The 10207-nt window shown below is 50.9% G+C and carries 11 protein-coding genes and 2 tRNA genes; 6 read left to right on the top strand and 7 right to left on the bottom strand.

Features of this window, described 5'->3' with window-relative positions; translation table 11 throughout:
- Positions 1–159: 159 nt before the first annotated feature.
- Both AB7E14_RS14485 and AB7E14_RS14480 read right to left on the bottom strand, forming a co-directional pair.
- On the bottom strand, positions 160–633 hold the full coding sequence (locus AB7E14_RS14485) for a threonine/serine exporter (protein WP_042999321.1): 474 nt from the start codon (positions 631–633) through the stop codon (positions 160–162).
- On the bottom strand, positions 624–1400 hold the full coding sequence (locus tag AB7E14_RS14480; RefSeq protein WP_042999322.1) for a threonine/serine ThrE exporter family protein: 777 nt from the start codon (positions 1398–1400) through the stop codon (positions 624–626). Before AB7E14_RS14480 ends, AB7E14_RS14485 begins: the two co-directional genes overlap by 10 nt.
- Before the next feature lie 295 nt (positions 1401–1695).
- Between AB7E14_RS14480 and pobA the strand changes: the two genes are divergently transcribed.
- The 4 genes from pobA (at position 1696) to bglJ (ending at position 5361) form a co-directional block, all read left to right on the top strand.
- Entirely contained in the window at positions 1696–2883 is a 1188-nt protein-coding gene (gene pobA / locus AB7E14_RS14475; RefSeq protein ID WP_316962081.1) for a 4-hydroxybenzoate 3-monooxygenase, read from the top strand.
- A gap of 12 nt (positions 2884–2895) precedes the next feature.
- Positions 2896–3771, top strand: a complete 876-nt coding sequence (locus AB7E14_RS14470; protein ID WP_042999324.1) for a helix-turn-helix domain-containing protein — start codon at positions 2896–2898, stop codon at positions 3769–3771.
- A gap of 274 nt (positions 3772–4045) precedes the next feature.
- Positions 4046–4768: a helix-turn-helix transcriptional regulator gene (locus AB7E14_RS14465; RefSeq protein ID WP_042999325.1), complete on the top strand. Its 723-nt coding sequence runs from the start codon at positions 4046–4048 to the stop codon at positions 4766–4768.
- On the top strand, positions 4729–5361 hold the full coding sequence (gene bglJ, locus AB7E14_RS14460) for a DNA-binding transcriptional activator BglJ (RefSeq protein ID WP_044253909.1): 633 nt from the start codon (positions 4729–4731) through the stop codon (positions 5359–5361). Before AB7E14_RS14465 ends, bglJ begins: the two co-directional genes overlap by 40 nt.
- Before the next feature lie 26 nt (positions 5362–5387).
- Here the strand turns inward: bglJ and AB7E14_RS14455 are convergent, their stop codons facing one another.
- Positions 5388–5846, bottom strand: coding sequence for a YbaK/EbsC family protein (locus AB7E14_RS14455; RefSeq protein WP_042999327.1), 459 nt, complete (start codon positions 5844–5846; stop codon positions 5388–5390).
- Between the two features lie 235 nt (positions 5847–6081).
- Here AB7E14_RS14455 and AB7E14_RS14450 point away from each other — a divergent pair, with 235 nt between their 5' ends.
- Positions 6082–7428, top strand: coding sequence for a PTS sugar transporter subunit IIC (locus AB7E14_RS14450; protein ID WP_042999328.1), 1347 nt, complete (start codon positions 6082–6084; stop codon positions 7426–7428).
- Positions 7429–7456: 28 nt separating this feature from the next.
- Here AB7E14_RS14450 and fhuF read toward each other — a convergent pair whose 3' ends face one another.
- Positions 7457–8245: a siderophore-iron reductase FhuF gene (gene fhuF, locus AB7E14_RS14445; RefSeq protein WP_316962080.1), complete on the bottom strand. Its 789-nt coding sequence runs from the start codon at positions 8243–8245 to the stop codon at positions 7457–7459.
- Positions 8246–8357: 112 nt separating this feature from the next.
- Positions 8358–9422 (bottom strand): GGDEF domain-containing protein, encoded by a 1065-nt coding sequence (locus AB7E14_RS14440; RefSeq protein WP_042999330.1) that lies wholly within the window; start codon positions 9420–9422, stop codon positions 8358–8360.
- A gap of 205 nt (positions 9423–9627) precedes the next feature.
- On the opposite strand from AB7E14_RS14440, the gene AB7E14_RS14435 reads away from it, so the two are divergent.
- Positions 9628–9903, top strand: a complete 276-nt coding sequence (locus tag AB7E14_RS14435; protein WP_316962079.1) for a DUF1435 domain-containing protein — start codon at positions 9628–9630, stop codon at positions 9901–9903.
- A gap of 37 nt (positions 9904–9940) precedes the next feature.
- On the opposite strand, the gene AB7E14_RS14430 is transcribed toward AB7E14_RS14435, so the two are convergent.
- A tRNA-Leu gene (locus AB7E14_RS14430) sits at positions 9941–10027 on the bottom strand.
- 31 nt (positions 10028–10058) lie between these two features.
- Positions 10059–10145, bottom strand: a tRNA-Leu gene (locus tag AB7E14_RS14425).
- Positions 10146–10207 lie beyond the last annotated feature (62 nt).

Raw genomic sequence — 10207 nt, 5'->3', positions numbered from 1 at the left:
CTGGTGATCGTGTAATAAGGCGTCAATACCAATGACGTCCGGGGTCAAAATTCTGGATGACATAACGTTTCTCAATACCGACTACAACCGAGAAGGGACACTGCTTCTATAGTAACACACCGATGAGGAGGAGCGGCAGGGATGCGCCTGCCGCGGCGATTAAACGCGTGGGCGTTTTCGGTAGAGCCACAGGCCGGGCACGGAGAGTCCGATCGAAAGCGCGCCCACAATCGACGAGGCTTTCAGGAAATTGGTCAGCAGCGTAATCATCAACGGTTCGCTGTAGCCGAAGTGGCCGATTTTCACCGCAGAGATCATTGCCGTGTAGGCTGAAATTCCGGGGAACATCGGGATCACCGCCGCAACGGTAAACACTTTGGGATGCGCCAGATACCAGCGCGACCATTGGATGCCGATGCTGCCGACAAGCAGTGAGGCAACAAACGTTGACCATTCAATATTAAACCCGGCGGTCATCATCACCATACGCGAACCGTGACCGAGCGCACCGAGCAGCGCGCACCAGGGCAGGGCGCGGTGGGGGACGTTAAAGACCATCGCAAACCCCAGTGCCGGGATCGCGGAAAGCAGCATGTCCTGCATCAGCGCGAGAATGAAATCGATTATACCCATCCGCGAAGCCCCCAAAGTGTCAGCGCCATGACCACGCCCACGCAGGTTGCGAGCGTCAGCAAGCTGGCGATCGCCCAGCGCGCCAGACCGGTATTGATGTGTCCTTTAAACATATCCGCCACCGCGTTGATCAGCGGAAAACCGGGAACCAGCAGCAGGACGCTGGCGGCCATCGCCACCGTGGGCGTCTGGCTAAAGGCGGGAAGGTGTAACATCAGACCGGAAATGGTGGTCGCGACAAAAGCCGTGACGCAAAAGTTGATCTGTGGATGCAAATGACGATGCGCCAGGATTTGACGAATATACATCGCCACCATGCTGGCAAAAAAGGTAATCACCGCGCCGTCCCAACCGCCGTTATTCAGCTTACAGAAGCAGGCGCAGGAGAGGCCGACCATCAACGCGACCAGCCAGCGCGGATAGCGCAGGGGTCTGACCTGGCTGAAACGCTTCTCGACGCCTTTGTAATCCAGCAGCTTGTGTTCGGCGAGAATGACAATGTGCTGAACCTCGGTGACCACGTGCATATTAATGCCGCGATCCTGGTTTTTTCGCGTGGAGGTCAGGCATTGCCCATCTTTAATAGTGGTCAGAACGATAGCATTGGAGGAGATAGCGCTTTCGACGCTGTCCATCCCCAATGCCAGCCCAAGTCGGGTAGAGAGTTCATCAACCAACGCGCTCTCCGCGCCGTGTTGCAGTAAAAAAAGCCCACACTGAATGCATAACCGTGTAACCGTTCGCTGTAATGACTGCTCTTCTTGCATGACTCGCCCTGGCTGAAAAGACGCGTTACGTACTGTCGAATGACGAAAGACATCTTTGTATCACGAAGTGCGCGTTTTTTGGCTCCGGCTGAGATCAATCTTTCTGTTGAAAAAAGAACCCGCTCTACGGCGGTCGGAATTTGAACTGCGCCACAGTTTTGCTAAATCGGTGAAAAGTGCAATTTTTAACCGCATTTAGCCCTTCTTTTTCTGTGTTTGCTTATCAAAAATGCAATTTGAAACTTTTATTCAACATTGATTAAACAAATAATCAACGATGCAGATGAGGAATGTGATGAAAACTCAGGTCGCAATTATTGGGGCAGGACCTTCCGGTCTGCTACTGGGACAATTACTGCATAAGGTGGGGATCCGCACACTCATCATTGAACGTCAGACGCCGGAGTATGTGCTGGGGCGCATCCGGGCGGGGATCCTCGAGAGTGGGACGGTTTCGCTTTTGCGGGAAGCTGGTGTGGCGCAGCGCATGGACAGCGAAGGTCTCGTACATCATGGCGTTGAGTTTATTTTTGATGGCAAACGCATTCCCGTCGCGCTGAGTGAATTGACCGGCGGCAAAAGCGTGATGGTCTACGGACAAACGGAAGTCACACGGGACCTGATGCAGGCACGTAGCGACTGTGGTGCGTCTACGATTTATGGCGTTCAGCAAGTAGACATTCACGATGCTAAAAGTGACCGTCCTTTTGTCACGTTTGAGAAAGAAGGGGAGAAGTGCCGCATTGAGTGCGATTTCATTGCCGGGTGTGATGGATTCCACGGCGTTTCCCGACAAAGTATTCCGCGTGATGTCATTCGCGAATACGAAAGCATCTGGCCGTTTGGCTGGCTGGGGCTGCTGGCCGATACGCCGCCAGTCAATCCGGAGTTGATTTATGCGCATCATGAGCGTGGATTTGTACTTTGTAGTCAGCGCTCACTAACCAGAAGTCGCTACTATTTGCAGGTCCCGCTCAGCGAACAGGTGGACTCCTGGAGCGATGAACGTTTCTGGGGCGAGCTGAAACGGCGTCTGCCTGATGAACTGGCCATGAAGTTAGTGACTGGTCACTCACTTGAAAAGAGTATCGCGCCATTACGTAGCTACGTGGTGGAACCGATGCAATATGGCAAGCTCTTTCTGGTTGGTGATGCGGCGCATATCGTGCCGCCGACCGGTGCAAAGGGACTGAATCTGGCTGCGTCCGATGTGAATTATTTATGGCGTATTTTGACGCAGTACTATCAGTACGGGCGTAACGACCTGCTGGCGACCTATTCCCGACTGGCCCTGAACCGGGTATGGAAGGGGGAGCGTTTCAGCTGGTTTATGACCCATCTGCTGCATGATTTTCAGGGAAAGAGCGATTTTGATCGCAAGATGCAGGAGGCGGACCGTCAGTACTATCTGGGCTCGCAAGCGGGACTGACGACAATCGCGGAGAACTATGTCGGACTGCCTTACGAAAAGATTGGTGAGTAATGAGGAAAAATGATGCCACCGGCTGACATTGTCCCTGTTTTTAAATTGTATGGTGAACACCAGGGATGGCCCACTCCCGACCTGCTGCACTGCGAATCAATTCATCAGCGCAGCAGTTTATATGAGTGGCATATTAGGGTGCATCAGCATGCGGAGATCGTCCAGTTGCTCTACTTGCATCGGGGGGAGGCAACGATTGAAATCGAGGGGCAGACGACGGTGATGCGTGATGCCTGTATTCAGGTCGTCCCTGCGCTTTGTGTCCACGGTTTTCGCTTTTCCCCCGGAACGCAAGGTTACGTTCTTTCTCTGGCGTTACCGCTGATTGGCCGCCTGGAGTCTCAGTTCCCACAGCCGTTGTCATTGCTCACTACCCCTCAGTGCGTGCCGGTGGCTCAGTCTCGCAGCCACATCCGCACGTTGTTTTCCGCCTTGCAGAGGGAGTATCAGACGGATAACGAGGCGCGGGAAATGATGCTGTTTTCATTGCTGAGCGCGCTGCTGGTCTGGCTTCGTCGGCAGCGTCTGCCGGTTCAGCCACCGAATGACACCCTGGCGCGCCGGCGTAGCGCAATACGCCTTTTTGCCCGGCAGATTGAGAGCCACTATCGCGAACATCTTCCCCTGGCAGAATACGCGCATCGAATCGGGCTTTCCGCAAATTACCTGAATCAGTTATGCCGTGAATTTCATCATTGCAGTGCATTAAGCGTTTTGCATCAGCGGTTGATGCTCGAAGCCAAACGTAGCCTGCAATATACCAGCATGACGGTAAGCCAGATCTCCGACTATCTGGGATTCAGCGATGTTACCTATTTTTCCCGCTTCTTTAAAAAACACGCCGCGTTGTCTCCGAAGGCATACCGGGAATATATTAAGAATAAATAGCTTGTCCAAATTTGGATAAATAAAAAATTCATATATAAAATAAGAATGTTTAATATCCTGTTCTGGAATGCGACGTATCTATCGACAATATCGACTTGTATTATACCCCGTGATAGTTGTATAACCGCATTTTACGGAATTAACGTTAAAACACCAGGGATAAACAATTCATATTGTCTATTGTTTTGTTTTTTGTATTGCATAATTGTATGTGTTAATTCAAATGCGATTCATTAATAACAGAAAGATAAAAGCATATGAATATGGAGGATATATGTTGCCAGGATGCTGCAAAAACGGAATTGTCATCAGTAAAGTTCCCGTGATACAAGCGGGACTCCACGGGGTTATGCAACTGCATTTCCCGGAGTATGAACTCACCATCTGTAGTGTCGTAGAAGAACTCACGCCACTACAACTGCGTCGGACGGAATTGGTGATCGTGGATTTAACCGGTGACTGCCATCACCCGCGCACTGTCTGCGAGCGATTCTACGCACTTCTTTCTCAATACCGTGATATCCACTGGGTTTTCATGGTGTCGCGCGCGTATTACGCGCAGGCGGTCGAATTGTTGATGCGCCCCTCCAGTACGCTGCTGTCTGATGTCGAACCGATTGAGAGTCTGGTAAGTACTATCCGCTCGGGACACAGCAGCCCTGACCGAATCAGCAAAATGCTGTTGTCACCCCCAGAATTAGAACCTCTGGAATTTGGTTCTCACGCCATTCTTTTAACGCTATCAGAGCGAAAAGTACTGCGCCTGCTGGGGAAAGGTTGGGGGATTAATCAGATTGCGGCATTACTTAAAAAAAGTAACAAAACCATCAGCGCCCAAAAAAATAGCGCGATGCGCCGATTATCAATACACAGCAATGCGGAAATGTACGCATGGATTAACAGTTCTCAGGGAGCCAGGGAGCTGAATTTACCTTCAGTATATGGAGAGACAGCAGAATGGAAAATAGAAACTGTACGCGAAATGTCGCACTCATAGAAAAATGTGTTATGAGTGGTATTGGTATTCAGAGTTTATTTAACGCAACGTTTGATAGCCAATATAAATTACACCTCTATTTGACGCTGGATGATTTTCAACAGGCGATGGGTACGACTGCTTTTTCTGCCATTATTTTCTCTCTCTCCTCGATCAGAAAAGACAGGCGGGTGGGGTTGATGAGTCTGATCGAACTGGCTGAAAATTATCCCGGCATGCGTCGCCTGGTGATCGCGGATGATGATGTTGAAGCGCGTTTAATCAGCGCACTGTCGCCCTTACCGTTGGATGGCGTACTGAGCAAAGCCGCTTCGCTCCCCGCGCTGCAGGAGGCGTTATTTACTGCGTTAGGCGGTACGCGGCGGATCAGCGAAAGTAACAGCAATCTCTGGTATCTCAATCAGAGTCGTATGCTGAGCCCGACAGAGCGTGAGATTTTGCGCTTCATGTCCTGCGGTTATTCAATGCCGCAAATCGCGACAGAACTGGCGCGAAATATTAAAACCATCCGGGCGCACAAGTTTAATGTGATGTCGAAACTGGGCGTCAATTCTGACGCCAGTTTACTGCATGCGGCGGATATTCTGCTTTAATCGCCGCGAAAGCAAAGGGTTGATGTTTACTGGCACACATCAACCCAGGTGGCGGAAGTCAGCTCAGCCATGCGCTCTGGCGTAATACGCACTGCGCTATGAGTGGCACCGGCGGCCGGAAGGACTTCGGTGAACGATCGTAAAGAGACGTCACAATAAACAGGCAACGGGGTTTCCAGCCCGAAAGGACAAACCCCGCCAATGGGATGTCCCGTCGCGTTGACGACTTCATCACTGCTCAGCATACGGGCTTTGGCACCGAAAGTGCTTTTGAGTTTTTTATTGTCCAGTCTTGCATCGCCTTTGGCGACGACCAGGATGATGGCGTCCTTAACCTTCAACGAAAGGGTCTTCGCTATCTGTCCGGGCTGTACGTTATGCGCTTTTGCCGCCAGCTCAACCGTCGCGGTGCTTTGATTTAATTCAATGATTTCAATATCCGGGGCATGTTCGGCTAAAAATTGCCGTACCGATTGCAGACTCATTTGATTCTCCTGACACCATTTCTACAGTCCTCAACGCTTCAGAAAACTGCTGGCGTAATTTGGCATAAGTCTTCCAGTACTGTAAATATTTTAATGTAACAAACCAGCAACATGGGCGATTTTTCGATCCTCTTCACATTCACGGAAACCGGTTACCGTAACCGGTTGCAGTCCTCGAAAGAGCGATTAATACTGGAGCTGTCACTTCCTCTGTATCACATAAAAAGAGCCACTTATGAAATCTACCAACCATGCAGTCTTTAATGTGATTTTCCGGTTTGTTGAAAACTATGTCAGCCCGATTGCCGGGCGCATTTCTTCACAGCGTCATGTTATGGCTATCCGTGACGGCTTTATCTCTGCGATGCCATTTATGATTGTCGGATCGTTTCTGTTGGTATTTGCCTATCCTCCGTTTTCACCCGATACCACCTGGGGCTTTGCCCGGACCTGGCTGGATCTGGCTAAGCAGTTTGAAGGGCAGATCCTGACCCCCTTTGATATGACCATGGGGATCATGTCGATCTACATCTGTGCTGCCATTGCCTATAACCTGGGCAAACATTACGTCAAGTCATATCAGTTGGACCCGTTCATGTGCGCCATGCTCTCTATCATGGCGTTCTTACTGGTCGCCGCGCCTAAAACAAAAGGCACTCTGCCTGTGGACAGCCTCGGCGGAACGGGGATTTTTACGGCGATTCTGGTGGCGCTTTACTGCGTAGAAATGATGCGCTTTCTGAAAGCGCATAACATCGGCATTCGTTTACCCGATCAGGTCCCGCCGATGATCAAAAACTCATTCGATCTGCTGATACCGGTGCTGGTGGTGGTGTTGACATTATACCCACTCAGCCTGCTGATTCAGGCACAGTTCGACATGCTCATCCCACAAGCCATTATGTCCATCTTCAAACCGCTGGTATCCGCTGCCGATTCTCTGCCAGCGATTTTACTGGCGGTACTGATTGGCCATCTGTTGTGGTTTGCCGGTATTCATGGTGCGGCGATCGTCTCCGGGATGCTGCAAATGTTCTGGCTGACCAACCTGGGTATGAACCAGACAGCGCTGGCGCAGGGGGCACCGTTACCGCATATTTTCATGGAGGCGTTCTGGACGTTCTTCATCGTGATTGGCGGGTCGGGTGCGACGATGGGGCTGGTGATTTGCTATCTGCGCAGTCGTTCCGTACATCTGCGCTCAATTGGCCGACTGAGCGTAGTACCCAGTATCTTTAACATTAACGAGCCGGTGATTTTCGGTACGCCAATTGTTATGAATCCGGTATTCTTTATTCCTTTCCTGTTAGCGCCGATGGTGAACGCCGTGCTGGCATGGGCGGCGATGAAACTGGATCTGATTGGTCGTGTAATTTCGGTTGTGCCATGGACTGCGCCAGCGCCAGTCGGAGCCGCGTGGGCATTAGGCTGGGATTATCGTGCTGCAATTCTGGTGGTGCTTCTGGCAATCGTTTCAGCCGTCATCTACTTCCCATTCTTTAAAGTGTACGAGAAGCAACTGCTGGAACAAGAGGCGGAAGAGGCACAACGTTCAGACGCGGAAAACGAGCAGATTGCGTAGTTATCATCAGGGGGCGAACGCTCCCTGACTACTTCAGCGTACAGTCACCACACTGCTGAACGTCCGGCAGACGATAACGCTGACAGCATGTTCTGCGTACCAAGACGCCTTCACGAGGGACGACCGTACGCCAGAGCGGGTTGTCAGCCCCACAGGACAACTGCTTTTCAAAGAAGCAGGTCTGGCGCAGCGTATTCAACAATGTTTCACCCAGCAGCGGTTTCATTTCAGTGAGATACCAGTTAATCAGATAGCCGGTATTGCTCCAGATAAGTTTGCCGTTGATCTCTCCGGTCGCCTCTAGTGCCTGGATGACCGGCGTCAGCGCCTGCTTAACCAGCGTTTCCATGCGTGCCTGCGGGGATTGCGTTGTCGCCAGTTGATCCTGATGTACGTCGATCCAGAAGCACGCAGCACGCCCGGTTTCGTGAAACTCAACGTGGATATGTTCGGGCGAGACATCAATGGCTGTTTCCTGCGTGAGCAGGGCAAGCATGAGGGGAGGTACCATCAGACCGATGTACCACTGCGCCCACAGCGAGATTAGCGGCTTATTTTCGCGCGATTGCGTGGGATGGTTGCGATAAATATGATCGGAGTAAATTGCCAGCAGAGACTGAAGCTCGCAGGGGCGACACCATTGTGCCAGCGTCATCGCACTTTGTGGTGCGGGTTCATCCAGACGGATAAAATCCAGCAGATGCTCACGCGTCTGGGCTATGGTTGCGCGTACGGCTTCGGCCAGCGAGGGCATCTGTGGCTGGAGATGCGTTCGCCAGATGACATCGTCAATGATCGGTGCGGAACGATAGGTCATAGTCTGGATAGTAATCTAAATGATAATGATTGCCAATCCTAACGATAGCGATAACCGATAGCAAGATCTTTGTCAGCTGACGTTTAACGGCGCACGAATGCGCCATCGTTCGTCAGGCGATACCCGGATCGTCACTGACTAAAATATGGTTACGACCCAAATCCTTAGCTTTATAGAGCGCCTGATCGGCATGAAGAATGGCTCCTTCGACATCGCTCCCCACCAGAGGCGCAATACCGATACTGATCGTGACGTGAGTTGCGACGCTTTCATTGAACATATGGGGAATTTTGAGATCGTAAACATTCTGTCGGATGCGTTCCGCTACCGTGCGGGCGGTTTGTGGGTCGATCGCCGTCAGTAACACCATAAACTCTTCCCCCCCAAACCGGGCGACGACATCACGTGAACGCACAGCGTTGCGGATCGCAGCAGAAACGCGGATCAGCGCCTGATCGCCCATCATATGCCCATAGTGATCGTTGTAGGCTTTGAAATGGTCGATGTCGATCAGTAAAACGTAATGTTCATGCGTGTCGAGTTCCAGCACGGCTTTCAGCTTATGCTGGAGCCCCCGCCGATTGTACAGGCCCGTTAATGGGTCAAGCATGCTCAGGTCAGTCAGTGTCTCTTTTTCGGCGAGCAGTTTGAACATCAGTTGCTGGGCGAAGTCGTCATAGCGCTTTTGAATCACATGCTGAATCGCGATACCGGCCATGGGCAGGGCCATAAAAAAGAGTAACTGCAGGCCATGTTCGTGGCCGTTTAGCCATAAACAGACGAATAAGGATGGCAGCGAATGAAGGGTGAAAGCGATGATATTATTGGCAAAAGCAATTGAGCCAATAAATAACACCGTCAGCAGTGCAACCAGTAAAAAAGAATAGTCAGGATTCTGCTGAGCCAGGTATTTCAGCGTAATGTGCGCTGCCCATAACCCACCAAAGAGTAGCGAGATAGCATGGAGATTAATCCGCTTCTTCGCATACTTTACATGCCATGTCAGTAACGCAGTGCTCAGCACAAGGATGAGAGATCCTGGTGTGGAGATGGTTTTACTGGGAAAGATCGGAAAGGCTACGGCAAACAACGCGGAAACAGCGTTGAGAAACAAAAAGAGTCGCAGAGAGAGTTGGTATTTTTTCGTGCGCAGAGTTTGCCAGGATTGTGCAGTCATATCTTAACGTCATTATTTATCTAACAATTACACTGTTCAGGTCACACAAATAATGGGCGAGAAGATGCTCGCTTAAGTTCAGATTATTGTGTCTCTATGTTTACCGCTGTGCAATTTATCACCTTAAATAATTCGTGTCATCATTACTTAAGTAAAGCTCATGTAAGTGGTCTATGGATTACTGACAAATGAGAAAATTTATCATATGATATTGGTTATCATTATCGGTATGAGAGGTGAAACCATGTTGCAACGGGCGCTGGGCAGTGGATGGGGTGTCTTGCTGTCGGGGATCGTGATTGCCGGGCTGGCGTTTGCCGATCTTTCTCTCGGGGCATGGAAGATCATTATTGTATTCGGGTTACTGCTGACACCGGCTATGCTTTATCACAAACATTTGCGGCACTTTGTATTGTTACCATCATGCGTTGTGTTGATCGGCGGAATGATGCTGGTGATGATGAACTGGAATCAGGGATGAATAATCACGAATGTTCTGGAGAGGAAGGTAAGATAATTGGTGCGAGGGGGGGGACTTGAACCCCCACGTCCGTAAGGACACTAACACCTGAAGCTAGCGCGTCTACCAATTCCGCCACCTTCGCACAGTCATCTTACTTTTTGATATCGCCTCGTTGGTGCGAGGGGGGGGACTTGAACCCCCACGTCCGTAAGAACACTAACACCTGAAGCTAGCGCGTCTACCAATTCCGCCACCTTCGCCCAGTGCGAGCAATATCAACGTGGTTTATGGTGCGAGGGGGGGGACTTGAACCCCCACGTCC

The organism is Citrobacter sp. (genome assembly GCF_050252275.1).
GTDB classification, from domain to species: Bacteria; Pseudomonadota; Gammaproteobacteria; order Enterobacterales; family Enterobacteriaceae; genus Citrobacter_A; species Citrobacter_A amalonaticus.
The sequence above is the reverse complement of the archived record's forward strand: the minus strand, read 5'-3'. Positions and strand labels throughout refer to the sequence as shown.

Bases quoted from the DNA above. Each gene is read 5' to 3' on its own strand.
- pobA (WP_316962081.1), top strand. From the start codon at position 1,696: ATGAAAACTCAGGTCGCAATTATTGGGGCAGGACCTTCCGGTCTGCTA.
- AB7E14_RS14465 (WP_042999325.1), top strand. From the start codon at position 4,046: ATGTTGCCAGGATGCTGCAAAAACGGAATTGTCATCAGTAAAGTTCCC.
- AB7E14_RS14440 (WP_042999330.1), bottom strand. From the start codon at position 9,422: ATGACTGCACAATCCTGGCAAACTCTGCGCACGAAAAAATACCAACTC.
- AB7E14_RS14480 (WP_042999322.1), bottom strand. From the start codon at position 1,400: ATGCAAGAAGAGCAGTCATTACAGCGAACGGTTACACGGTTATGCATT.
- AB7E14_RS14450 (WP_042999328.1), top strand. From the start codon at position 6,082: ATGAAATCTACCAACCATGCAGTCTTTAATGTGATTTTCCGGTTTGTT.
- AB7E14_RS14485 (WP_042999321.1), bottom strand. From the start codon at position 633: ATGGGTATAATCGATTTCATTCTCGCGCTGATGCAGGACATGCTGCTT.
- AB7E14_RS14455 (WP_042999327.1), bottom strand. From the start codon at position 5,846: ATGAGTCTGCAATCGGTACGGCAATTTTTAGCCGAACATGCCCCGGAT.
- fhuF (WP_316962080.1), bottom strand. From the start codon at position 8,245: ATGACCTATCGTTCCGCACCGATCATTGACGATGTCATCTGGCGAACG.
- AB7E14_RS14435 (WP_316962079.1), top strand. From the start codon at position 9,628: ATGATATTGGTTATCATTATCGGTATGAGAGGTGAAACCATGTTGCAA.
- AB7E14_RS14470 (WP_042999324.1), top strand. From the start codon at position 2,896: ATGCCACCGGCTGACATTGTCCCTGTTTTTAAATTGTATGGTGAACAC.
- bglJ (WP_044253909.1), top strand. From the start codon at position 4,729: ATGGAAAATAGAAACTGTACGCGAAATGTCGCACTCATAGAAAAATGT.